The sequence below is a fragment of the Roseivivax sp. genome, from assembly GCF_054552075.1.
Genome location: NZ_JBTOLZ010000011.1, coordinates 94,059 through 117,165 on the forward strand (window position 1 = coordinate 94,059; position 23,107 = coordinate 117,165).

24 protein-coding genes are annotated in these 23,107 nt (G+C 71.4%); 13 read left to right on the top strand and 11 right to left on the bottom strand.

The genetic code is table 11. The annotated features are described in order from the left end of the window. Positions 1 to 11 precede the first annotated feature (11 nt). The 4 genes from ACX938_RS10415 to gspG are packed head-to-tail and all read right to left on the bottom strand — an operon-like array spanning position 12 to position 2,302. On the bottom strand, positions 12 to 905 hold the full coding sequence (locus ACX938_RS10415; RefSeq protein ID WP_459430995.1) for a type II secretion system protein N: 894 nt from the start codon (positions 903 to 905) through the stop codon (positions 12 to 14). Further along, complete coding sequence (gene gspI, locus ACX938_RS10420) at positions 902 to 1,264, bottom strand: type II secretion system minor pseudopilin GspI (protein ID WP_459430996.1); 363 nt, start codon at positions 1,262 to 1,264, stop codon at positions 902 to 904. Before gspI ends, ACX938_RS10415 begins: the two co-directional genes overlap by 4 nt. Further along, positions 1,261 to 1,827 carry a prepilin-type N-terminal cleavage/methylation domain-containing protein gene (locus tag ACX938_RS10425; RefSeq protein WP_459430997.1) on the bottom strand — a complete coding sequence of 189 codons (567 nt, stop codon included), beginning with the start codon at positions 1,825 to 1,827 and terminating at the stop codon, positions 1,261 to 1,263. The genes gspI and ACX938_RS10425 overlap by 4 nt, the downstream gene beginning before the upstream one ends. 1 nt (position 1,828) lies before the next feature. Then, positions 1,829 to 2,302: a type II secretion system major pseudopilin GspG gene (gspG, locus tag ACX938_RS10430; protein WP_459430998.1), complete on the bottom strand. Its 474-nt coding sequence runs from the start codon at positions 2,300 to 2,302 to the stop codon at positions 1,829 to 1,831. Between the two features lie 111 nt (positions 2,303 to 2,413). Between gspG and gspL the strand changes: the two genes are divergently transcribed. Genes gspL through ACX938_RS10450 form a run of 4 tightly spaced genes read left to right on the top strand, consistent with a single transcriptional unit; the run spans position 2,414 to position 6,876 of the window. Next, positions 2,414 to 3,562, top strand: coding sequence for a type II secretion system protein GspL (gene gspL, locus ACX938_RS10435; RefSeq protein WP_459430999.1), 1,149 nt, complete (start codon positions 2,414 to 2,416; stop codon positions 3,560 to 3,562). Further along, the gene (gene gspM, locus ACX938_RS10440; RefSeq protein WP_459431000.1) at positions 3,559 to 4,020 is read left to right on the top strand and encodes a type II secretion system protein GspM; all 462 of its coding nucleotides are present in this window, start codon (positions 3,559 to 3,561) and stop codon (positions 4,018 to 4,020) included. The genes gspL and gspM overlap by 4 nt, the downstream gene beginning before the upstream one ends. Then, complete coding sequence (locus ACX938_RS10445) at positions 4,017 to 5,645, top strand: GspE/PulE family protein (protein WP_459431001.1); 1,629 nt, start codon at positions 4,017 to 4,019, stop codon at positions 5,643 to 5,645. The genes gspM and ACX938_RS10445 overlap by 4 nt, the downstream gene beginning before the upstream one ends. Before the next feature lie 4 nt (positions 5,646 to 5,649). Next, entirely contained in the window at positions 5,650 to 6,876 is a 1,227-nt protein-coding gene (locus tag ACX938_RS10450) for a type II secretion system F family protein (protein WP_459431002.1), read from the top strand. Positions 6,877 to 6,881: 5 nt separating this feature from the next. On the opposite strand, the gene ACX938_RS10455 is transcribed toward ACX938_RS10450, so the two are convergent. Beyond that, on the bottom strand, positions 6,882 to 7,481 hold the full coding sequence (locus tag ACX938_RS10455; RefSeq protein WP_459431003.1) for a hypothetical protein: 600 nt from the start codon (positions 7,479 to 7,481) through the stop codon (positions 6,882 to 6,884). Between the two features lie 269 nt (positions 7,482 to 7,750). Here ACX938_RS10455 and ACX938_RS10460 point away from each other — a divergent pair, with 269 nt between their 5' ends. The 3 genes from ACX938_RS10460 to ACX938_RS10470 are packed head-to-tail and all read left to right on the top strand — an operon-like array spanning position 7,751 to position 10,073. Then, positions 7,751 to 8,647 (top strand): type 1 periplasmic-binding domain-containing protein, encoded by an 897-nt coding sequence (locus ACX938_RS10460; protein ID WP_459431004.1) that lies wholly within the window; start codon positions 7,751 to 7,753, stop codon positions 8,645 to 8,647. Continuing rightward, positions 8,644 to 9,213, top strand: coding sequence for a type II secretion system protein GspJ (locus ACX938_RS10465; RefSeq protein WP_459431005.1), 570 nt, complete (start codon positions 8,644 to 8,646; stop codon positions 9,211 to 9,213). Before ACX938_RS10460 ends, ACX938_RS10465 begins: the two co-directional genes overlap by 4 nt. After that, positions 9,210 to 10,073, top strand: a complete 864-nt coding sequence (locus tag ACX938_RS10470; protein WP_459431006.1) for a type II secretion system minor pseudopilin — start codon at positions 9,210 to 9,212, stop codon at positions 10,071 to 10,073. The genes ACX938_RS10465 and ACX938_RS10470 overlap by 4 nt, the downstream gene beginning before the upstream one ends. Positions 10,074 to 10,134: 61 nt before the next feature. Here ACX938_RS10470 and ACX938_RS10475 read toward each other — a convergent pair whose 3' ends face one another. Continuing rightward, positions 10,135 to 10,362, bottom strand: a complete 228-nt coding sequence (locus ACX938_RS10475) for a hypothetical protein (RefSeq protein WP_459431007.1) — start codon at positions 10,360 to 10,362, stop codon at positions 10,135 to 10,137. Positions 10,363 to 10,379: 17 nt separating this feature from the next. Next, the gene (locus ACX938_RS10480) at positions 10,380 to 11,948 is read right to left on the bottom strand and encodes a DUF4331 domain-containing protein (protein WP_232755665.1); all 1,569 of its coding nucleotides are present in this window, start codon (positions 11,946 to 11,948) and stop codon (positions 10,380 to 10,382) included. Between the two features lie 81 nt (positions 11,949 to 12,029). Here ACX938_RS10480 and ACX938_RS10485 point away from each other — a divergent pair, with 81 nt between their 5' ends. Continuing rightward, positions 12,030 to 12,545 (top strand): prepilin peptidase, encoded by a 516-nt coding sequence (locus ACX938_RS10485; RefSeq protein ID WP_459431008.1) that lies wholly within the window; start codon positions 12,030 to 12,032, stop codon positions 12,543 to 12,545. Positions 12,546 to 12,586: 41 nt separating this feature from the next. Here the strand turns inward: ACX938_RS10485 and ACX938_RS10490 are convergent, their stop codons facing one another. Next, entirely contained in the window at positions 12,587 to 13,492 is a 906-nt protein-coding gene (locus ACX938_RS10490; RefSeq protein WP_459431009.1) for a LysR family transcriptional regulator, read from the bottom strand. Between the two features lie 169 nt (positions 13,493 to 13,661). On the opposite strand from ACX938_RS10490, the gene xdhA reads away from it, so the two are divergent. From xdhA to guaD, 5 genes are read left to right on the top strand one after another with little or no spacing between them, the layout of a single operon-like run. Next, positions 13,662 to 15,122, top strand: a complete 1,461-nt coding sequence (gene xdhA / locus ACX938_RS10495) for a xanthine dehydrogenase small subunit (protein WP_459431010.1) — start codon at positions 13,662 to 13,664, stop codon at positions 15,120 to 15,122. 14 nt (positions 15,123 to 15,136) lie between these two features. Further along, positions 15,137 to 17,467 (top strand): xanthine dehydrogenase molybdopterin binding subunit, encoded by a 2,331-nt coding sequence (xdhB, locus tag ACX938_RS10500; protein ID WP_459431011.1) that lies wholly within the window; start codon positions 15,137 to 15,139, stop codon positions 17,465 to 17,467. After that, positions 17,464 to 18,342, top strand: coding sequence for a xanthine dehydrogenase accessory protein XdhC (xdhC, locus tag ACX938_RS10505; protein WP_459431012.1), 879 nt, complete (start codon positions 17,464 to 17,466; stop codon positions 18,340 to 18,342). The genes xdhB and xdhC overlap by 4 nt, the downstream gene beginning before the upstream one ends. A 49-nt stretch (positions 18,343 to 18,391) precedes the next feature. Next, entirely contained in the window at positions 18,392 to 19,975 is a 1,584-nt protein-coding gene (locus ACX938_RS10510; RefSeq protein WP_459431013.1) for a xanthine/uracil/vitamin C permease, read from the top strand. A 56-nt stretch (positions 19,976 to 20,031) separates the two neighbouring features. Next, a complete protein-coding gene (gene guaD, locus ACX938_RS10515; protein WP_459431014.1) occupies positions 20,032 to 21,396 on the top strand; it encodes a guanine deaminase in 1,365 nt (454 codons plus the stop codon). A gap of 81 nt (positions 21,397 to 21,477) precedes the next feature. Here the strand turns inward: guaD and ACX938_RS10520 are convergent, their stop codons facing one another. The 3 genes from ACX938_RS10520 to ACX938_RS10530 form a co-directional block, all read right to left on the bottom strand. Continuing rightward, positions 21,478 to 22,125, bottom strand: coding sequence for a DsbA family oxidoreductase (locus tag ACX938_RS10520; protein WP_459431015.1), 648 nt, complete (start codon positions 22,123 to 22,125; stop codon positions 21,478 to 21,480). Positions 22,126 to 22,205: 80 nt separating this feature from the next. Continuing rightward, positions 22,206 to 22,907, bottom strand: a complete 702-nt coding sequence (locus ACX938_RS10525) for a glutathione S-transferase family protein (RefSeq protein WP_459431016.1) — start codon at positions 22,905 to 22,907, stop codon at positions 22,206 to 22,208. After that, complete coding sequence (locus ACX938_RS10530) at positions 22,894 to 23,106, bottom strand: hypothetical protein (RefSeq protein WP_459431017.1); 213 nt, start codon at positions 23,104 to 23,106, stop codon at positions 22,894 to 22,896. The genes ACX938_RS10525 and ACX938_RS10530 overlap by 14 nt, the downstream gene beginning before the upstream one ends. Between the last annotated feature and the right edge of the window lies 1 nt (position 23,107).

The window sequence follows — 23,107 nt, forward strand, 5'->3', positions numbered from 1 at the left end:
GCGGGTCCTCTTTACCGGAGCGGGAACGACATGAGCAGGGTCTCGCCGTCCCGCACAACTTCAAGCCTGGCCTGCCCCGAGGCGGCGACCTCGTCGTAGAAGGTGCGGTCCTCGTCGGGATCACCGACAGCCTGTCCGTTCACCTTGGTGACCAGGTCGCCGGGCTTCAGTCCCGCCAGGGTCACGCCGATGTTCGGATTGGCGTCGATTCTATAGCCCTCGGGCCCAGGCACCAAGCCTATCGTGTCGAGCACCGATTGCGGGTCCTCGATGATGCGCCCGCGCCACAAGTCGATGTACTCCTGGGTGGTCTCGGGCGGCGGGGCCTCGCGCAGATCGAGCGAGCCGCGCCCGGGCACGATGGCCGCGCGCAGCCGGTCGAGCGGCGAGGCGGGGGCGTCCGCGGGCGCGGCCTCCGCGGTGGCCTCGGGCGCCGGGGCGCTGCCGTCGAGCGCGCCGTCGAAGCCGAAGCGCCTGGCCTCGCCGTCGATCTCGACCTCGATGGCCTCGGGGCCGATGGCGGTGAGGCGCACGCCCTCGGAGAGGCTGTCCCCGATCCGGTAGCGGTCGACGTTGCCCGCCACGGCGATCAGCGCGCGCGATATCTCGGGGTCGGTCGAGACGAGAACGCCGTGCAGGTCGATGTCGATCTCGCGGCCCGGGGCCTTGGCTTCGGTCTCGGCGGGCGGGGCGTTGGCCGTGCCGAAGGGCGCGAGGGCCAGGATATTGTCGGTGCCGACGGGGGCGCGCGCGGTATCGCGCGCCTCGGCACTGGGCGCATAGGAGGCCGGCAGCACTCCGGTGTGGCCCGAGAGGTGCCAGGCGAGCTGCGCCGCCGGCGGGCCGAGCGTCGCGGCAAGGGCCAGGATCGCCAGGCCCGCGAAAAACCAGGGCCGCGGGATCATGGTGCCCCTCCGTCGGGCAGATAGCCGGTCAGCGTCACCAGGCGTTCGCCGGGTGGACCGGCAGCCACGCGCACCTCCAGGAGCCCGCTGCCCTCGAGCGCGCGGCGCGCGGTCCGGGTCTCGATCCGGCGGTCGAGGGCGCTTTGCCAATCCGGGCGCATCTCGAGGCCCAGCTGCTGCGCCACCAGCGCGTTCTCGGCCACCCAGCGGGCGAGGATGCGGTCGGAGAGGCCGCGTGTCTGCGCCACATGCCGTTCGGCGGCGCTCAGCAGCGTCACCGCCGAGACGGCGAGGACCGCCATGGCCACCAGCGCCTCGATCAGGGTGAAGCCCGCCTCGGGATCGCGCCGCCCGGTCATGGCGCCTCCACCCGGGCCGTGACCCCGTCGAAGATCACCCGCGCGCCCCGGGCGCCGCCCAGGGCGAAGACCGCCGGGCCGGTTGGAGGCGGCAGGGCGCCGGGCGTGATCATCAGCCGGCCTTCGCGCTCGGCCAGCTCCGCGCCTTCGCGCGACAGCCCGCTGCCACCGACGCTCTGCCAGGTGCCGAGACGCGGGTTGGGGTGGGCCGACCATGCCCCGTCCCGCCGCTGCATGAAACGGTAGCTGCCGTCTTCCCAGTCGAGCGCGGCGACGTGGCCGCCCACCATGCTGCCCTCGAGCGCGATGGAGAGCCGGGCGGCCAGAAGCTCGGCCTCCTGCGCGCCGCCCCGCCCCGCGCGGTCCTCGGGGCGCAGGCTGATCGCCGCGACCCCGGCGGTGACACCCAGGAGCGCCAGCACCACCAGCACCTCGACCAGCGTCACACCCGCCTCGCGACCGCGACCGCGACGGGGGCGCGGCGCGCGCGCAGCGGGGCAGGGCGTGGCACGGCTGGGCCGGGCCTGGCCAAATGTGACAGGAGGCGGCGCGGCGATGACCATCTCAGTTCGACGCGCTCTGGCGGTCGTTGAGCAGGATGTCGGCGTTCACATCCTCGCCCCCGGGCCGTCCGTCGGCGCCAAGGCTCATCAGGTCAAAGGGCCGCGACTGGCCGGGCGAGCGATAGCTGTAATCGTTGCCCCAGGGGTCTTCGGGCATGGCATCGAGATACCCTTCAGCCGGAAAGTTCTCGGGCACCGGCGGGGCGGTGGGCGGCTCGACCAGCGCGGCCAGGCCCTGCGAGGTGGTGGGATAGACGCGGTTGTCGAGGCGGTAGAGCTCAAGCGCGCTTTCTATGCTGCGCAGGTCGGTCCGGGCGACGGTCACCCGGGCCTCGTCAGGCCGGCCCACCACGTTCGGCACGATCATCGCCGCGACGACGGCGATAATGACGAGCACCACCATCATCTCGATCAGGGTGACGCCTGCCTGCCTGTCGCGCCGCCTCCGGGGCCGGCGTGTGAGGACGCATATCATGAAACTTTCACTTTCCGTTGGGCGTGGATGAAGGGCCACTTCGCAAACCTGCCACAACGGAGTACGGTCTGAATATAACGAAAAACACCTGATTGATAAGAGGAAATCTGCGTGAGGCACCGGCTTTTGCGCTCCCTGAAGGCCCCGCGCGAGGCGGCGGTTTCCGCGCGGCCAAACGACCCCGGACCGGCCGGCGCCAAGGCGCTTCGGGCCCGGCTGGCGGCCTCTTCGGGCCGCGCGCCGCAGGCCGCGATCCTGCGCGCCGAGGACGTGAGCCTGCACGCGGTCGACCTGCCCCCCGCCTCGGAACGGCAGCGGCGCGCGGCCTTGCCCTTCGCTCTCGAGGACCGGCTGGGCGAGCCCTTAGAGGCGGTGCATATCGCCATGTGCCGGACCCTGCCGGACAAGCGCGTCCTCGCCGCCGTGGTGCGCCGCGAGATCATGCGCGAGGCCGTCGACGAGGGGCCCGGCGGCGCGATCCGGCCCGAGCAGTTCGTGCTGCCCGCACCGGAGGCGCCCGAGGCCGGCGTGGCCTGGGCGGTGCTGCGCGACGGCGAGCGGGTGCTGGTGCGGGTCTCGGACGGCACCGGGTTTGCCGTCTCCGTCGCGGGCCTTGACCACCTCTGGCAGCTCGCGGGCCGGCCCCGGGTCGAAAACCACGGCGCGCCGCTGCCCGACGGGATCGCGCATGTGCCGGCAGAGCCGATGGGCGACGCGCCAGACCGCGCCGACCGCGCGGTGGATCTGCGGCAGGGAGAGTTTGCCCCTCCGAGCAACCTGGTGCGGCCGCTGAAGGCGGTGGCCGCGGCGCTTGTCTGCGTCGGACTTCTGCATCTGGCGCTGGCCTGGGCCGACCTGCGCGCGCTGCGCGGGCTCGCGGCGGAGACCGGCGCCGAGGCCGCCGCGCGGCTCGCGGAGACCCTGCCCGAGGCGCGGCTGTCCGACGACCCCCGGCTGCTGTACCGTCAGCTCACCGCACGGGCGGTCTCGGCGCGGGCGGAGAGCGGCGTGATCGGATTGCTCGACCGCGCCTCGGCGGCGCTTCTCGAGGCGCCGGAGCCGGTCACCGTCGATCGGCTGGTCTGGTCGGCCTCCCCCGCGACGCTGACGCTCGAGGTCACGGCGGCGGGGCTCGAAAGCCTGCAAAGCGCCGAGGAGCGGCTGCGGGTGGCCGGGCTCTCGGTCTCGGCGGGCACGGCGACCGCGGGCCCCTCGGGGGCGCAGGCCGCGCTGACCTTAAGGCCGGGAGAGGGCGGATGAGCCTGCTTGCCTCCCTTTCGGCCCGCGAACGGGTGATGGTGATCGGCGGCGGGCTGCTGCTCGCGGGGCTCTTGCTGTTCCGCTTCGGCTGGCAGCCGATCCAGGCCGAACGCGCCCGGCTCAACACCGAGATTTCGCGACATCTGGCGCTCTCGCGCCTGGCCGCGGACGCGGAAGACCTGCGCGGCGGCAGCGCGGCGCCGGCGCCCGCCCAGGAGGCCCCGCTGGCCCAACGTGTCACCCGCAGCGCCGAGGCCGCCGGGGTGGCGCTCGCGCGGATCGAGCCGCAGGGCGGGCGGCTGTCGCTCTCGGTCCAGGAGGCGGCCTTTCGCGACGTGCTGGATTGGATCGTGGCGCTCGAACGCGAGGAGGCGGTGCAGGCCACCGCGCTCGAGATCGACCGCCAAACCGCGCCGGGCGTCGTCAGCGCCCGGCTGACCGTGGAGGCCATGCGATGACCGAGACCGCCGATCCCGCACTGCGGCCTGACGAGACGCCCGTGCCCGCAACGCCCGAGCCGGCAGCGAGCGGACCCGCAGCGCCCGAGCCCGCGCGCAGCGCCGCGCTGAGCTACGCCTTCGCCAAGGCGCATGGCGCGGTGCTCGACCCGGATGATGCCGCTCCGGAGGCCGCGCCGTTCTGCCGGCATCTGCCCACCGCCACGCCCGGCGCGCTGATCGAGGCGCAACGCGTGGCAGGCCGGCTCATCGGCTTCGAGGAGGTGGACAGTGCCACCTTCGAAGAGACGCTCGCCCGCGTCTACCGCAACAGCGCCAGCGAGGCCGCCGAGATCGCCGCAAGCGACGGCGACGACCTGTCCATGCTGGCCGAAAGCGCGGCCTCGGTGGACGACCTTCTGGACCAGAACGACGATGCGCCGGTGGTCCGGCTGATCAACGCGCTCCTGCTGCAGGCGGTCAAGGAGGGCGCCTCGGACATGCACATCGAGGTCGAGGAGCGGCGCTTCGTGGTGCGCTTCCGCGTCGACGGCATCCTGCGCGACGTGATCGAACCGAAGCGCGCCCTGGCGCCTCTCCTGGCCAGTCGCCTGAAGGTCATGGGCAAGCTCGACATCGCCGAGAAGCGCTTGCCGCAGGATGGCCGCGTCAGCCTGCGGGTGGGCGGTTACGAGCTGGACGTGCGGATCTCGACCCTGCCGTCGCAATTCGGCGAACGGGTGGTGCTGCGCCTGCTCGACCGGGGCCAGACTCAGCGCGGGATCGCGCATCTCGGCATGTCCGAGCGCGACCGGGCGACCTTCGAGCATGTGATCGCGGCGCCCGAGGGGCTGGTGCTGGTCACCGGGCCCACCGGCTCGGGCAAGACGACCTCGCTTTATGCCGCGCTGCACCATCTCAACGACCGCAAGCGCAATATCCTCACCGTCGAGGATCCGATCGAATACTCGATGGACGGGATCGGGCAGATGCAGGTCAATCCCAAGACCGACCTGACCTTCGCGCGCGGGCTGCGCGCGCTTCTGCGCCAGGATCCCGATGTCATCATGGTCGGCGAGATCCGCGATGCCGAGACCGCGCGCATCGCGGTGGAAAGCGCCATGACCGGGCACCTGGTGCTGTCCACGTTGCATACCAATACCGCCATCGGCGCGGTGTCGCGGCTGATCGACATGGGGGTCGAACGCTTCCTGCTGGCGCCCATGGTGCGCGGGCTGGTGGCGCAGCGGCTGGTGCGCCGGCTCTGCCCCGACTGCCGCGTCCCAGACCGTCTGAGCGCGGCCGAGGCCGCCTTCCTCTCGGGCGGGCTGGCCGAGGGCGCCGAGATCTGGCGCGCCGGGGGCTGCGCGTCCTGCGCGCAACAGGGCTATCTCGGGCGGCTGCCGATCTACGAGATCGTGGCCGCCGACCGCCGTCTCGAGCATCTGATCCACCAGGGCGCCTCGGAGGCCGAGCTGGTCGCCGCCGCGCGCCAGGCCGCGCCGGGCATCCTGCAGGACGGGATCGACAAGATCGCCGCGGGGCTGACCACCGTTGAGGAAGTGGTCCGCGCCGTCCGCGAGGACCAGGCCGGCGCGCCGCAGGCGCCCGCGCCGGCCGACAGCTCTCCGCAGCGGACGGACTGAGGCGATGTCGGCGTTTCTCTACAAGGCGGTCGATGCGGGCGGGCGCAAGTCGCGCGGGCTGATCGAGGCCTCAAGCGCGGCGGCGGCACGGGCGCAGCTGCGTCGGCGCGACCTGCTGCCGCTCTCGGTCGAGCCGACGCGGCGCCGCGCCGCGCCCGGCGCCGGGCTCTCGCGCGAGCTGGGCTTCGGACAGGCGCGGCTGGGCCAGAAGCGGCTGGCGCTTGTCACCCGGCAGCTGGCGACATTGGTCGGGGCCAACGTCCGCATCGAGGATGCGCTGAAGATCGTCGCCGATCAGGCCCGCAGCGCGCGCGAGGGCTCGGTCCTTCTGAACCTGCGCAGCGCGGTTCTGGACGGGCGCAGCTTCGCCGCCGCGCTCGAGGATCACCCGGCCAGCTTCGGGGAGTATTACCGCGCCTCGGTGCGCGCCGGAGAGACCTCGGGCCGGCTTGCCGCCGTGCTGGAGCATCTCGCCCAGAGCATCGAGGACCAGGCGCGCAACCGGCAGAGCCTGCAGCTCGCGCTGATCTACCCGGCATTGCTGACGCTGGTCTCCATCGCGGTGATCGCGGCGCTTCTGGCCTTTGTCGTGCCCGACATCGTGCGCGTCTTCACCTCGCGCGGGGCCGAGCTGCCGCTTCTGACCCGCGCCCTGATCGCGGCTTCGGACGCGCTCAACCGCTGGGGGCTTCCGCTGCTGGCCGCGGGGCTGCTCTGCGCCGTCACCGGGGCCTGGGCGCTGCGCCAACCGGCGCTCAGGGCGCGCTGGCACCAGGCGCTGGCGCGGATGCCGGTCCTCGGCGGAGCGGTGCTGAAGGTCAATTCCGCGCGGTTCTCGGGCACGCTGGCGACGCTGGTGCAAAGCGGCGTGCCTCTGGCCGATGCGCTGCGCGCCGCGGCGGGCACGGTGCCCAACCTCTACCTGCGCGGCAAGCTCACCGCGTTGACGCAGCGCGTCTCGGACGGCGCGCCCCTGTCGCGCGCCGCCGAGGAGGCAGGGATCTTTCCGCCGATGCTGGTCGCGATGATCGCCAGCGGCGAGGCCGGCGGCACGCTCGGCCACAGCCTCGAGCGCAGCGCGGCCGAGCAATCGGCCGACCTCAAGGCCAAGGTGGCAACGCTGGTGGCGCTGGTCGAGCCGGGGGTGCTTCTGCTCATGGGCGGGATCGTGATGCTGCTGGTGCTTGCGATCCTCATGCCGATCGTCAGCCTGAACGACCTGGCCGGATGAGGGGCTCAGAAGTCATAGTCCAGCGCGATCGGGGCGCCCCGGGGCAGCACCGGGTAGACGCGCCCCGCCTCGGGCGAGATCCTGAGATGCGCGCGGCGCGCGGCGGTGACCTCGAGCGCCGCGATTTCACCCAGATCTCCGGCCCGGAGCCGCGCGCGGGCGCTCTGGTCGCCGGTGCCGAAGTCCAGGCGCTGATCGGGCAGGGCGATCTCGACCCCGCCTTTGGTGCAGCGGCCCGCCGGCAGATCCAGCCCGCCACCGGCCCGCGGTGCGCCACCCTGCCAAAGCAGCGTGACACCGCTGAGATCGGCGGCCCGCTCGCAGCTCCAGGCGCCGGGGACGAGTGCTGCGAGCCCGGGCCCGGCGCGGCCCGAGAGCCCCTCGACGCCCAGCCGCCGCCAGTGCAGGCGCAGCCTGCCCGCGATCTCCGTGCGCCCGCCCTCGAGCCGGATCTCTCCCAGAAAGCCGGGCCAGGGGCCCAGACCGGGGCGGGTGCGCCAGCTCAGCTGATGCCCGCTCGACAGCACCGCGCGCCCTTCGCGCAGCGAGCCGTAGAGCGCCTCGACCTGTGGTGGAAGATCGCGCGAGGATGTAAGGATCGTCACCGGAGCGAGATAAAGGAGCGCGCCGCCCAATGTGCCTAGACCCAGACCGGCCGCGAGCAGCCCGAGCCCCGCACGACCCAAGCCGCCCAGCCCCCGGCGGAGCCACCCGGCGCGGTCTTCTGAAGGGGGTCGCGGCGACATCCGTCTCTCTCCTCGCGGGTTGCGGCGTGACCGAGCGCCTGGCCGGGGCCGGCGGCTCGGAGGGCGCCGGACCGGGCCGGGCGGCGCTGCTTCTGCCTCTCTCGGGGGCGTCGGAGGGACTAGGCCAGATGCTGCGGAGCGCTGCAAGCCTCGGCGGAGGCCCGGGCATCGGGATCGACATCTTCGACAGCGGCTCGACCCCCGAGGATGCCGCCGCCGCGGCGCGCAATGCCGTGGACGCGGGCGCCAACATGCTGATCGGCCCGGTCTTCGGCGCCCAGGCGCGGGCGGTGGCCGGTGCCGTGCCAGGACGGGTGCCGGTGGTGAGCCTCTCGAACGACGGCTCGCTCGCGCAGGAGGATGTCTTCGTCTTCGGGATCACCCCGGCGCATTCGGTGCAGGCGGTCTTCAGCCTCGCCGCGCAGCGCAACCTGCGCGACCTGGCGATCATCGTGCCGCCCGGCGCCTATGGCGCGCAATCGGTGGCCGCCGCCCAGGAAATCGCGCCGCGTCTCGGGCTGAACCTGCGCGCGCCCATCGTCACCGAGGCGCCCGCGGGCATCGGTGCCGCCCTGGCCGATGGCGGGGGCAGGCCCGACGCGGTCTATCTGCCGGCGGCCGATGCGACGCTTGCGCCTTTCGCCCGGGCGCTGGCGGGCCAGGACATCCAGCTTATCGGCTCGACGCAGTGGTCGGCGCTCGATCTCGAAAGCGATCCGGCCTTCGACGGCGCCTGGTTCGCGGCCCCGGACCCGCTGCGCTTTGCGCCCTTCCGCGACGCCTTCGCCGAGGCCACGGGCCAGAGCGCGGGGATCATCGCGGGGCTGGCCTATGACGGCACCGAGCTTGCGCGGGTGCTGGGCCAGCGCGGCGCGCAATCGCGGCGCGGCCTTCTGGACGAGGACGGCTTCTCGGGCGTGCTCGGCCCCTACCGGTTCCTGTCCTCGGGACTTTGCCAGCGGGGCCTGGCGGTCCTGAAGGTTGGCGCGGGGGACTTTTCGCTGATCGGGGCGACATCGGTATGATCGCCGCGCCCGGCCGGTCGCGCGATGCCGGGCTGACGCTGGTCGAGGTGCTGGTCGGGCTCGCGCTCTTCGCGTTGGTCAGCCTGGCCGGGGCCAACCTTCTCAACACCGTCCTGCGGGTCAACGCGGGCACCGAGGCGCGGCTCGAGCGGCTGGTCGAGATCGACCGCGCGCTCCTGGTGCTGCGCCGAGATCTGGCGCAGCTGGCCCCGGGCGCGGTGACGCTGGGCCCCGAGGTCTTCAGTTTCCTGCGTGCCGAAGGCGAGGGGCTGGCCCGCCAGGACCTGCGGCTCGAGGCGGGCCGGCTGCTGCGCGTCCTGCGGGCAGAGGAGGGCGGGGCCGTGGATCAACGCCTGCTCGGCGGCGTCGCGGGCGCGCGCTGGCGGCTTCTCGACAGGGGCGGGCGCTGGCGCGACAGCTGGCCGCCCGCCGGCCAGTCCGAGGCCGAGGCGCCGGGGGCGCCGCCGGTGGCTGCCGAGCTGACGCTGCGGCTCGACGCGCCGGGGCAGGTGGAGGCGGCCGACCTGGTGCGCCTCTTCGCGTTGCCCGGGGCGGCGCAGCGATGAGACGGCGGCGCGACAGCGGCGTTGTGCTGGTCAACGTCCTGGTGATCATCGCGCTCAGCGCGGCGGTGGTGCATCTGATGCTCAGCAGCCGCGAAAGCGCCATCGACCGCGTCACCGGGCTGTCGCGGGCCGGCGATGCCGAGCTCATCGCGCTGGGCGCCGAAGCCTCGGTGGTGGCGGCCCTGCGCCGCGACCTCGACCAGGCGCCCGATGTCGACCACTTCGGCGAAGCCTGGGCCGCCATCGCGCAGGAGGAGGTGCAGCTCGTCACCGGCCGTTTCTCGGTCGAGATCCGCGACCTGCAGCGCAAATACGACATCAACAGGCTGGCCCTGGGCGGGCTTGGCCCGGTGGAGGTGCTGGCCCGGCTGCTCGTGGAGCTTGACCAGCCGCCCGAGCTGGCCCGGCGCATCGCCGCGATCCTGAGGCGCACCGGCCCGGTGGGCTCTCTGTCGGACCTCGAAGCCTTTGGCGTTCCCGCCGCCGCGATCGAGGCGCTGTCGCCGCATGTGGCCGTGCTGCCTTCAGATGCCACGGTGAACCTCAACACCGTCGAGCCGCCGCTGCTGCGCGCCATGCTGAACAATCGCGCCATCGCGGCGCGGCTCATTGCCCGGCGCGATCGCGAGGGGCAGATCACCCGCGAGGCGCTGCGCGGCGCGGGCGCGGTCCGGCCCGATCACTCGGGCTTCACCTCGAACCTCTTCGATGTGGTGGTGCTGGCCGAGGCCGACGGCGCGGCAGTCCGAATGGAAAGCCGCATCCGGCGGAGCGATGCGCTGTCTGCCCAATCGGTGAGCGTCGTCTCGCGCCGGTTCCTGCCGCTGCCGTCAGAGCGGCAGGACGCACCCGATCCCTGACGAAAAGGGCCCCCGGACGGTTGTCCGGGGGCCCGATCATGGCCGTGTCACCCTGAGCGGATCAGGGATTGAACGGCTGTGCCTGTGGCGTCAGGACGAGATTGGTGCTCTGCGCGTTGACCGGCTGGGAGTTGCGCGGCTGGTTGAAGGCGGCCACGAAGGCCTGGCCCAGCGACGCGATCCCCTGCGCGTTGTCATCGTCCCCGTCGCCTCCGCCTCCGCCGCCGTCACAGGCGGCCAGAAGCAGCGCGCCGGCCAGCAGCATCGGCAGTTTCGGATAAGTCCACATGGTCTGTCTCCTTCCGATCAGCTGTCGCCGCCTGCGCCCGGAAGCGGGGTCCGCAGGTAGGGGAAGGTGGCGGTCACGTCAAAGGCATCGACAGGCGCGCCGTCGATGAAGGGCTCGTCGCCCACCGGCGCATCCTCAGGCGCGCAGAGACCGAGGTTGATCATGTCGCTCTCGGTGTCCTCCTCGGCGCCCTCGACGCCCAGTTCCGCCCCAAGCGGCACCGGGTGGCAGAGCCGGCCCATGGCCACGCGCAGCGCGAGGTCGACGACATCGTCGCCCGGACGGCGGCCGTTGGGGAAGCCCGCGAGATCCTCGGCCAGCACACCGTAGTTGTTCTGCGAGCCCTGCGGCGTCGCCGGAATGCCGGTGTTGAGGCGCATCATCTCGGAGGCGGTCACCGTGCTTTGCTGGTTCAGCCCCGGGAAGCCCTGGAGGAAGGCGGTGACCAGATCCTGGCGCGGCAGGTTCGAAGGCGCGATGTTCTCCTCGGCGCCCAGAGCCTCGCGGAAGAGGATGTCGATCAGCGCCGGCAGGGTCGGGTTCGTCACATAGGTGGCGAGCGCGGAGTCCTGCGTCGGCTCGGCGGCGTTGAAGAGGTCCTTGTCGGGCAGGCCGATCACCACTTCGTTGACCAGCGGCGCCGAGAGGCGCGACTGCTGGACCCAGGCGCCGCCAAAGACCGAGGTGCCCTCATAGGTGGGCGAGGGGTCTTCGACCTCCGCCTGCGGCAGGCTCGAGGTCGTCCAGCCGCCGATCACGCCGTTGCCGTCGCCGGTCACGCAGGCGATCGGCAGTTCCAGCGCCAGCGAGGTGACGTTGAACTGGCCGATGAGGTCGTCGTTGGCCCGGGTGTTCTCGATGCTGCCCTCGAGCGGCACCAGGTTCACCAGGTCGAAAACCTCGCCGAGGTTCACCGCGAAGGCCTCTTCGCGCTGACCCGCGAAGACCCGGCCCGGCAGGTCGCAGCCCGGCACGTCGACCTCGTAGATGTACTGGTCGGCATAGGCCTCATAGTCGGGAATGGTCTTCGTCCCGATGTTGTCGAGCGGCTTGGTGAAGGTTGCACCGCCCTCGGTCATCGTCACGGCGCTGGCGTTGCCGCTGCGGCGGTCACCAGTGACCATGTTGACGGTATAAGTCTCGACCTCGTTGAGCGGATCGTCCTCCGCGCCGCTGATCTGGCCCGCGGTACGCAGCGGGATCGCCACGGTCTCGTCCCCGATGGGCAGCGCGATGCCGGCGCCGTCGGCGCCCAGCGTGTTCTCGAACTCGAACTGGAACGTCAGATCCTCGATCGCGTCGCCATCGTTGTCGATGTGGATTTCGTAGATCGCGTCGGAATCCATGGTGAAGTAGTTCGGACCGCCGTAGGGCGCCTGCAGCGGCTGATAGTTCGCGATCAGCGTGACATAGCCGTCCCGGCCGGTCTCGTAACTGTTGAACATGTAGAAGTCGGTCGCGTCGATCTTCGGGGTCTGGGTGATGCCAGGCGCTTCGCGGTGGGAAGAGGCATGCACCCCGCCCGCCCCCGCAGCAAGCGCGGCCAGGAGCGCGCAGCCACCGGCTGTCTTGATCGGAAACGTCATTTACTTCTCCCTGTTGTCACTGTTCTTGTCACGCATGCCGAGCCGGAAGGGCCCGCATCGGGCGGCGGAAATTCGCTCACCATGCCAACTCACGAGGGCGAGGCGGCTGGGGTTTCAAAAAACGGCAATTGTTTGGAGGTCCGGCCGCAAGTGAGCGTTGAACTTCTCGTGACACCGGTCCTGGCTGCGGCGCTTGGGTATCTTGCCTGGCGCGATCTGATCGACCACCGGCTGCCAGATGCGGTCACCCTGCCGCTACTCGCGGCGGGCCTCGCGCTGGCCGCGCTCACGCCCGGGCTGGAGCTGCGCGCCGCGGTGCTGGGCGCGGGGGGCGGCTTCGCGGTTTTCTGGGCTATCGGGGCGTGGTTTTTCGCACGCCACGGGCGCGAGGGCCTCGGGCTGGGCGATGCGAAGCTCTTCGCAGGGGCGGGCGCCTGGCTCGGCTGGCAGGCCTTGCCGAGCCTCTTGCTGATCGCCTCGCTCGGTGGCCTGGCCGCCGCGCTTTTCCGGCGTGAGGGGCGGGGGGCGGAGCTGGCCTTCGGCCCCTGGTTGTGCCTGGGTTTTGCGCTGCTCTGGGGGGCGCGGCTGGCCGGCTGAGCGCGGATCGGAGCGCATGATCGCCGCCCGCCCCGCGCCACTCACCCGGTGAGCCGCCGCTTCCCCGCCTCCTGCATGAAGTCGATGAAGAGCCGCAGCTTGGTGTCCTGCAGTCGCTTGTGCGGATAAAGGCACCCGAAGAGCGCGGGCGGCGGCGGGCAGTCGGGCAGCACCTCGACCAGCGCGCCGCTGTCGAGATGCCCGGCCACGTCGAAGCGCGGCTTCATCGCGATGCCCCGCCCGGCGAGCGCCCAGTCGGTCAGGATGTCGCCGTCGTCGGCGTCGTAGCGGCCCGCCACGTCCAGCTTGCGCGGACCCTCCGGCGTGTTGAGCACCCAGTAATACTCGGGCGAGCGCGGATAGCGCAGGAGCAGGCAGTTGTGCGCCCCGCCCAGGAGGTCGTCGGGCCGCCGCGGGCTTCCGTGACGCGCGAGATAGGAAGGCGCGGCGACCAGCACCCGCGGGCAGTCGGCGATCTTGCGCATCTTCAGGTTGGAATCGCGCGGATTGCCGAGGAAGAAGGCCACGTCCATCTCCTCGCCCAGGATGTCGACCCGGCGGTCGGAAAGCCGCATGCGCACCTGCGTCTCGGGGTAGGCGTCGGTGAACTCCGGCACCAGGGGCGCCACCAGCCGCCGCCCGATGCCCAGCGGGGCGCTGACGCGGATCGCCCCGCGCGGGGTCTGCGAGTAATTCGCCACAGCCGCCTCGGCGCGGTCGAGCCGTTCGAGCACCTCCTTGGCCTCTTCGTAGAAGACCCGGCCGACCTCGGTCGGGGTGAGCGAGCGCGTGGTGCGGTTGAAGAGCCGCACGCCGAGCTTCTGTTCGAGCTCCTTGATCCGCTTGCTGGCCACCGCCGGGGTGAGCCGCAGGTCGCGGCCGCCCGAGGTGATACTGCCCAGCTCCACCACACGGGCGAAGACGCGCAGGCTTTCCACGTAAGGCATCGGGCCCTCCCTCTCAGGCCGGTCTGGCCAGGCCCTTCTAGCAGATCCCCGGGCGGGGGTATTTTCAACACTTCGTTGAAAGAATTTGCCGATTGGCTCTGTTATCGGTCGGGGTGCTCCGGGCGTATGGTCTGCCGCAGAGTCCACAGATCCGCGACGGGAGAGAGCCATGGCGCATCGCACGGAGATCCGTTTCCTGCTGAACGACCGCGAGGTCGTGCTCGAGGGCGTCGGCGCGTCCGACACGCTTCTGGACCATCTGCGCCTGGCGCGGCGGCTGACCGGCACCAAGGAAGGCTGCGCCGAGGGCGACTGCGGCGCCTGCACCGTGCTGGTGGGCCGCCTGCAGGACGGGGCGTTGCGCTACGAGACGGTGAACGCCTGCATCCGTTTCCTCGCCTCGGTGGACGGCTGCCACGTGGTCACGGTCGAGCACCTCTCGCCGCGCGGCGGCGCGCTGCACCCGGTGCAGCAGGCCATGGTCGATCACCACGGCAGCCAGTGCGGCTTTTGCACGCCGGGCATCGTGATGTCGCTCTACGCGCTCTGGATGGCCTCGCCGCGGCCCACCACCGAGGAGATCGAGACGGCGCTGCAGGGCAACCTCTGCCGCTGCACCGGCTACGCGCCGATCCTGCGCGCGGCGCAGGCGGTCCATGCCTACGGCACGCCGGAGAACGACCCCATCGCCGCCGAGCGCGAGGCCATCGAGGACCGCTTGCGCGCCATGCGCGACGGGCGGCGCGTGGTCAGCGGGCCCGCGGACAACCGCGCCATCCTGCCGGGCTCGGTCGACGACCTGGCGGAGGTGCTGGCCGAACTGCCCGAGGCGACGGTGATCGCCGGGGCCACCGACGTCGGGCTCTGGGTGACCAAGTTCCTCAAGCCCATCGGCCCGGCGGTCTTCATCGGCCATCTCGACGGGCTGCGGCGCATCGCGGTCGAGGCAGACGCCATCGAGATCGGCGCGGGCGTCAGCTATTCCGGACTCGAGCCGGTGATAGCCGAGCACATCCCGCATCTCGCGCCCTACTGGGCCCGCATCGCCGGCTGGCAGGTGCGCAACATGGGTACCATCGGCGGCAACATCGCCAATGGCTCGCCCATCGGCGACACGCCCTGCGTGCTGATCGCGCTGGGTGCCACGGTCACGCTGCGGCACGGGCAGGGGCGGCGGACACTGCCGCTCGAGGACTTCTTCATCGATTACGGCAAGCAGGATCGAGCGCCGGGCGAGTTCGTCGAGAGCATCCGCCTGCCGCGTCCCGCAACCGGCCAGCGCGACGCCGCCTACAAGGTCTCGAAGCGGCGCGACGAGGACATCTCGGCGCTCGCCGCGGGGATCAGCGTGACGGTCACGGACGGGGTGATCACGGGCGCGCGCATCGCCTTCGGCGGCATGGCGGCGACGCCGCGCCGGGCGCCCGGCGCCGAGGCGGCGCTCTTGGGCCAGCCCTTCGGCGCAGCGGCCTTCGAGGCGGCGGCCAAGGCTCTGGCGCAGGATTGCCAGCCGCTCACCGATTGGCGCGCCTCGGCTGAGTACCGCGCGCTGGCGGCGCAGAACCTCTTGCGCCGCTTCCATCTCGAGCATGCCGACGGGGCCGCGGCCCGCGTCCGTCTCAGCGCCTGAGGGGAGGGGACCCGATGACCGACATGAAGACCATCCGCGCGCCGATCCGGGGCGCGGTCCACACCAGCCTGGCCCACGACAGCGCCGCGAACCACGTCACCGGCCGCGCTGCCTATACCGACGACATCGCCGAGCCGGCGGGCACGCTGCACGCCTATCTCGGCGTCTCGGAGGTGGCCCACGGGCGCATCCTGTCACTGGACCTCGCAGCCGTGCGCGCCGCCCCCGGGGTGGTGGACGTGCTGACCGCCGCCGAGATCCCCGGCGAGAACGACGTGAGCCCGACCGGCAAGCACGACGACCCGGTCTTCCCCGAGGAGCTGATCCAGTACCACGGCCAGCCGCTCTTCGCGGTGATCGCCGAGAGCCGCGATGCCGCGCGCCGCGCCGCGACGCTGGCGCAGGTCGAGGTCGAGGCGCTGCCGCATGTTCTCGACCCCGAGGCCGCCATCGCGGCGGGCTACCCGCATGTGACCGAACCGCTGACGCTCAAGCGCGGCGAGGTCGCCGAAGGCCGCGCCCAAGCACCCCGCCGCATCGCCGGGCAGGTCCGCATCGGCGGGCAGGACCATATGTACCTCGAGGGCCAGATCTCCTTCGCGGTGCCCGGCGAGGACGACACCGTCACGGTGCACTGCTCGACCCAGCACCCGAGCGAGGCGCAGCACATGGTCGCCCATGTCCTCGGCGTGCCCTCGAACGCGGTGGTCGTGCAGGTCCGGCGCATGGGCGGCGGCTTCGGCGGCAAGGAAAGCCAGATGAACCTCTTCGCCGCCGTCGCCGCGGTGGCCGCCAAGCGGCTCGACCGGCCGGTGAAGATCCGCCCCGACCGCGACCAGGACATGACCGCCACCGGCAAGCGCCACGACTTTGTGGTCGACTACGACGTGGCCTTCGACGGTGACGGCGTGATCGCCGCGGTCGAGGGATGCTTCGCGGCGCGCTGCGGCTTCTCCGCTGACCTCTCCGGGCCGGTGACCGACCGGGCGCTGTTCCACGCCGACAACGCCTATTTCTACCCGCACGTGCGGCTTGAGAGTCGGCCGATGAAGACCAACACGGTCTCGAACACCGCCTTCCGCGGCTTCGGCGGCCCGCAGGGCGTCGTCGCCGCCGAGCGCATGATCGAAGAGATCGCCTACGCCCTCGGCCGCGACCCGCTCGACGTGCGCAAGGCCAATTTCTACCGCGAGGGCCGCGACCTCACCCCCTATCACCAAGAGGTCACCGACAACGTGATCCTGCGGCTGGTGGAAGAGCTGGAGACCAGCGCCGACTACCGCGCGCGGCGCGCCGAGATCCTCGCCTTCAACCGCGAGAACGCGGTGATCCGCCGCGGCATCGCGCTGACGCCGGTGAAGTTCGGCATCTCCTTCACCGCCACGCATTTCAACCAGGCGGGCGCGCTGATCCACGTCTACAACGACGGCTCGATCCACCTGAACCACGGCGGCACCGAGATGGGGCAGGGCCTCAACACCAAGGTGGCACAGGTGGTGGCCGACGCCTTCCAGGTCGACATCGACACCATCCGCATCACCGCGACCACCACCGAGAAGGTGCCGAACACCTCGGCGACGGCGGCCTCCTCGGGCTCGGACCTGAACGGCATGGCGGCGCTGGATGCCGCCGAGCAGATCAAGGCGCGGCTGGTGGGCTTCGCCTGCGAGAGCCGCGGCGTCGCCCCCGAGGCGGTGCGCTTCCTGCCGAACGCGGTGGCCATCGGCGACGAGGTGGTGCCCTTCGCGGAGTTCGTGAAATCCGCCTACATGGCGCGCGTGCAGCTCTCGGCGGCGGGCTTCTACAAGACCCCGGACATCCACTGGGACCGCGCCAGCGGCACCGGGCGGCCGTTCTACTACTACGCCTATGGCGCGGCCTGTTCCGAGGTCGAGATCGACACGCTGACCGGCGAATACCGGGTGCTCAGGACCGACCTCCTGCACGACGTCGGCCGCTCGCTGAACCCCGACCTCGACCGCGGCCAGGTGGAGGGCGCCTTCGTGCAGGGCATGGGCTGGCTCACCACCGAGGAGCTCTGGTGGGACGAGGCCGGGCGGCTCCGCACCCACGCGCCCTCGACCTACAAGATCCCGCTGGCCTCGGATGCGCCGCGGATCTTCAACGTCGATCTCGTCAGCTGGAACGCCAACGCCGAGCGCACCATCAAGCGCTCCAAGGCGGTGGGCGAGCCGCCCTTCATGCTCGGCATCTCGGTGCTCGAGGCGCTGTCCATGGCGGTGGCGAGCGTCGCCGACTACCGGACTTGCCCGCGCCTCGACACGCCGGCCACGCCCGAGCGCGTGCTCATGGCGGTCGAACGGCTGAAGGGGCAGGGGGCATGAGACCGCTCGAGGACTTCCTCGCGGCCCAAGGCGCGGTGGTGCGCGTCGCGCTCGACCGGGTGCGCGGGTCCTCCCCACGCGAGGCCGGGGCCGCGATCTTCGTGGCGCCCGAGGACCTGCACGGCACCATCGGCGGCGGGCGGCTCGAATACATGGCCGTCGCCCGCGCCCGTGAAATGCTCGAAACAGGCGTGCTCTCGGACCGGATGGACCTGCCGCTCGGCCCCGAGATCGGCCAGTGCTGCGGCGGGCGCGTGGAGATCACCCTGACCCGCATGAGCCGGGGCGACCGGCGCGCCGCCTGCGAGCGCGCGGCCCGGGCGCGCGCGGCCTGGCCCGAGGTCTTCATCTTCGGCGCGGGCCATGTCGGCCGGGCGCTGGCGGATCTGATGCAGCACATGCCGGTGCGCACGGTTCTGGTGGACATGCGCCCCGAGGAGCTGGCGCTCTGCACCGCCCGGGTCGAGACGCGGCTCGCCGTCCTGCCCGAGGCGCTGGTCGAAGCCGCCGCTCCGGGCGCGGCCTTCGTGGTCGCCACGCATGACCACGGGCTCGATTTCCTGGTCACCGACGCGGCGCTGGCGCGGGGTGACGCGGGCTATGTCGGGCTGATCGGATCCCGGACCAAACGGGCGAAATTCGACCGCTGGGTGCGCCAGACCGGCGAGGCCAGTTCGACCGCCGGCCTGACCTGCCCGATCGGCGCGGGCCCGAGCCGCGACAAACGCCCCGAGATCATCGCCGCCTGCGTCACCGCCGAGGTGATGGGCGCGCTGACCCGGGAAGAGACCGCGGCCCGCGCGCCACGACACCCCACCCCATGCCCAGGCATGGAACGGACCCGCGCCGCGGTCCGGGAGGACCCGCACGGCTGAGGGCCGGCGGGAGAGACCAAGGCGCAACCACCCAGGGAGGAGACCTGACATGGACACCGGACACTCTAGCTACAGGCTGTTTTCACGCAGCGATTTCAGTGCCTTCTGGGCGCTGTTCACAGACAACCTGGTCAATCTGATCGTGCTTTCGGGGATCTGCCGCTTCGTCTTCGGCATGCCCTCCGAGATCGTCTTCGGGCGCATCCTGCCCGGCGCCGCCATGGCCATCATCGCCGGGGTCGCGGTCTACGTCTGGCTCGCCAAACGCACCGCCGCGCGCACCGGTCGCGATGTCACCGCGCTGCCCTACGGCATCTCGACGCCGGTGATGTTCGTCTATCTCTTCGGCGTCATCGGGCCGATCTACTGGGCCACCGAGAATCCGCTCCTGGCCTGGCAGGTGGGCATCGGCGCGGGCTTCATCGGCGGCATCGTGGCGGCCATGGGCGCGCTCGTCGGGCCCTGGCTGAAGCGCGTGACGCCGCGCGCCGGCATGCTCGGCACGCTCTGCGGGATCGCGCTGGTCTTCATCGGCACCGTGCCGCTCGCCACCGTCTTCGAGGACCCCTACGTCGGCTTCGCCTCGATGATCATCATCCTCTGGGGCCTCGTCGGGCGCTTCCGCCTGCCGGGCAACGTGCCGGCGGGCCTTCTGGCGCTGGTCGCGGGCACGCTTGTGGCGCTGGCGCTCGGCAAGTCCGAGATCGACGTCTCGACCGTCGGGGTCTACCTGCCGATGCCCTACCTCGGCGACCTCTTGGCGGGCATCCAGCACCTCTTCGCCAACCCCGAGCTGTTCCTCGTCCTGGTGCCGGTGCAGATCTACAACTTCATCGAGACCATGAACAACGTCGAGAGCGCCGAGGCGGTGGGCGACAGCTACCCGGTGGGGCTCTGCCAGGTGACCGACGGTGCGGGAACCATGGTCGGCGCGCTCTTCGGCTCGCCCTTCCCGACGACGGCTTATATCGGCCATCCCGCCTACAAGCGCATGGGCGCCCATGCGGGCTATGTGATCGGCGTGGGCACGGTGATCCCGCTGGCGGCCTTCACCGGGCTTCTGGCCTTCCTCAACGGGCTGATCCCCGCCGCCGCCGCCGCGCCGGTGCTGGTCTTCGTGGCGCTGAGCCTGATCACCAATACCGCGCAATCGGTGAAGCCCTCGCATATCGCCGCGGTGAGCATCGCGATGATGCCGCATATTTCGAGCTTCCTGGTGACCAAGTGGAACTCGATGATGAGCGCGCTCGGCGCCTCGGGCGTCGAGGGGCTGCCGAGGCTGGGCGACGCGGCGCTGACCGCCGAGCTGATGACCCAGGGCGCGCATTACCAGGGGCATCTGCTGCTGAGCCAGGGCGCGATCCTGACCGGGCTGATCTGGGGCGCCATCGTCGCCAGCGTGATCGACGGGCACTTCCGCACCTCCGCCGGGTTCGCCTTCGCGGCCTCGGTGATGTCGGCCTTCGGGGTGATCCATGCCGCCGGCCTGCAATGGCCCGAGCCGACGCCGGTCGCGATGGGCTACCTGATGGCGGCGGCCTTCCTGGCGATCTACCCGGTCTTCCACCGGCAGGAGAGCGCCGGCGAGCCCTCTGACCCGGTCGACCCGGTCGGAATGCAGCCCGGCGAATGATCCAAGGCCGGACGGGCGCCCACCGCGCCCGTCCGCAGAACGAGGCAAGAGAGACGATGACACAGACCGACCAGATCATCCGCGGGCGCCTTCTGAGTTTCCACCGCGCGCCCATGGGCCCCGAGGACCACGCGGCCTTCACCTATCTCGAGGACGGCGCTTTGCGGCTTTCGGATGGCCGGATTGCCGCCTGCGGGGACTGGGACCAAGTGCGCGCCGAGGCGCCCGCGCTGCCGGTGGTCGATCACCGCCCGCATCTGATCCTGCCGGGCTTCATCGACACCCACATCCATTTTCCCCAGATCGAGATGATCGCCTCCTGGGGGGCGCAGCTTCTCGACTGGCTGAACGGCTACACCTTTCCCGCCGAGCTGCGCTACGCCGACCCCGACCATGCCGCGGCGATGGCGTCGGAATTCTACGACCTCATCCTGTCGCATGGGACCACCACGGCGGTGGCCTTCTGCTCGGTCCATCCCGCCTCGGCCGAGGCCTATTTCGCCGAGGCCGAGCGGCGCGGCATGCGGATGCTGGGCGGCAAGGTGATGATGGACCGCAACGCCCCCGAGGGCCTCCGCGACACCGCGCAGAGCGGCTACGACGAAAGCCGCGCGCTGATCGAGCGCTGGGACGGCAGGGGCCGGGCGGGTTATGTCATCTCGCCGCGCTTCGCGCTGACCTCGACGCCGGAACAGCTCGAGGCCGCGGGCGCCCTGGCGGCGGAGCATCCGGGCTGTCCCATCCAGACGCATCTCTCCGAGAACCTCGACGAGATCGCGGCGACCCGCGCGCTCTTCCCCGAGGCCCCGGATTACCTCGGCGTCTACGAGGCGCATGGGCTGGTGCGGCAGAACACGCTTCTCGGCCACGCCATCCACCTCGAGCCGCGCGAGATCGACCTTCTGGCCGAGCGCGGCGCGACGCCGGTCTTCTGCCCGACCTCGAACCTGTTCCTCGGCAGCGGGCTTTTCGACGACTCGGGCCTGCGGGCCCGCGGGATCACCCCGGGTGTGGCCACGGATGTCGGCGCGGGCACGAGCTACTCGATGCTGACCACGCTGGCCGAGGCCTACAAGGTGCTGCAGCTCCGCGGTCAGAAGCTGCATCCGCTGGCCGCCTTCGACTGGATCACCCGCGGCAACGCCGAGGTGCTGGGCCTGTCGGAGCGGATCGGCACGCTCGCGCCCGGAACGGAAGCCGACCTTGTGGTGCTCGACAGCCGCGCGACCCCGGCGCTGGCGCTGCGCAGCGCGCGGGCGACCAGCCTGTCGGAAGAGCTCTTCGCGCTGCAGATCCTGGGCGACGACCGCGCCGTGGCCGAGGTCTACGTCGCGGGGGCGGCGCAGAAGGGCGGTGTTGCGCGCGGCCAGGGCACGGATACCGAGGGCCCCGCCGCGCGAGATCCGGCGCTCGTTCCCTGAAACGGGGACCGGGAAAATCAGCCTCAGCGCGGGAAGCACGCCGGTCCGACCGGCACGCTTGCCGCCGAGGCTCCCGCCCCCTCAGGCCGCCGCTTCCTCGGCCAGGTGGTGCAGGATCTTGGCGTAGTTCTCCTCGCCCTGGGCGCCGGTGACCAGGTGCTTGCGGGCGAAGATCATCGCGGGCACGCCGGAGATGCCGCGCGCGGTCCAGAACTGCTCTTTCTGGCGCACCAGGTCGGCCAGCTCGCCGCTTTCGAGGACCGCCAGCGCCGCCGCGCGGTCGAGCCCGATGGCGGCGGCCTCATCGGCCAGCACCTGCGCATCGTCGAGGTTCTCGCGGCGGGTGAAGAACGCCTCGAAAAGCGCCATGTTCATCTCGTGCCCGCGGCCCTCGCCGGTGGCCCAGTCGATCAGCTGATGCGCGCGGAAGGTGTTCACCATGCGCATGTCCTCGGCGTAGTTGAAGGTGAAGCCGAGCGCCGCGCCCATCTCGGTCAGCCGGTCGCGGGCGCGGGCGGAGTCCTCGGGCGCGGTGCCGTATTTCTCGGCCAGATGCTCGCGTAGGTTCTGGCCCTCGGGCGGCATCTGCGGGTTCAGCTCGAAGGGGTGCCACTGCACCTCGATCTCGAAGCCGGTCTCTTCGGCGGCGCGGGCGAGCTGCGAATAGCCGATTACGCACCAGGGGCAGACGACGTCGGAGACGATATCGACGCGGATGGGGTCAGGCATGGGGTCTCTCCAGAAACTTGGGGCGGGGCAGGGCGCGCGTCAGACGGGCGCCGCCCCGGTGGCAGGGATCGCGGTCCGGCTCACCGGAACCGCGCGGCGTTTTCCTCGGCGGCCCGGGCCACGTCGCCCTCTCCGAAGGCCGAGGGCCGGGGTTCGGGCAGCTGCAGCGCCTCCTGCACCCGGGGCATGGCGTCGAGCCGGTCGAACCAGGCCTGCAGGTGCGGCAGCCCCTCGACGCTGACGGTGGCCCAGAAATGGCTGCGCGCCCAGGGGTAGGTGGCGATATCGGCGATCGAGAGCGCCTCGCCCACCAGCCAGTCGCGCCCCGCGAGCCGGGTGTCCAGCACCTCGAGCAGGCGGCGGCTCTCGGTCACGTAGCGGTTGATGGCATAGGGCACCTCGTCGCCGTTGGGCTTGGCGATGCGCTGGAAGAACATCGCCTGACCCATCATCGGGCCGATGCCGCCCATCTGGAACATCAGCCACTGCATGGTTTCCGAGCGTTCCTTGGGGTCGTGGCTCAGGAAGCGGTCGTATTTCTCGGCGAGATACCAGAGGATTGCGCCGCTTTCGAAGACGGCAAAATCCTCCGCGCCGCGGTCGACGATGGTCGGGATGCGGCCGTTGGGGTTGAGCTTGAGATATTCCGGCGCATTCTGCTCCTTCTTGCCGAAGTCCACCGGCGCGAGCTCGTAGTCGATCCCGGCTTCATGCAGGAAGAGCAGGGGCTTCCAGCCGTTCATCGTGTTGGCGGTGTAAAGCAGGATGTCAGGCCGCGACATGGGCGTCCTCCGCGAGGGCATGGGCAAGATGGGCGTCGAGGCGGGCAGGGGCGCCCGCGCGGGTTTTCATCACGTCGACGCCGTGGAAGCTCGGCGCCGGCGTCGTCCCGAAGAACTTCGGGTCGAGAGGCCGGCTTCGCAAGAGGTCGGCGGGCGAGAGGCCGTCGAAGACGGCGCGCGGCGGGCCCGTCGAAGGCATA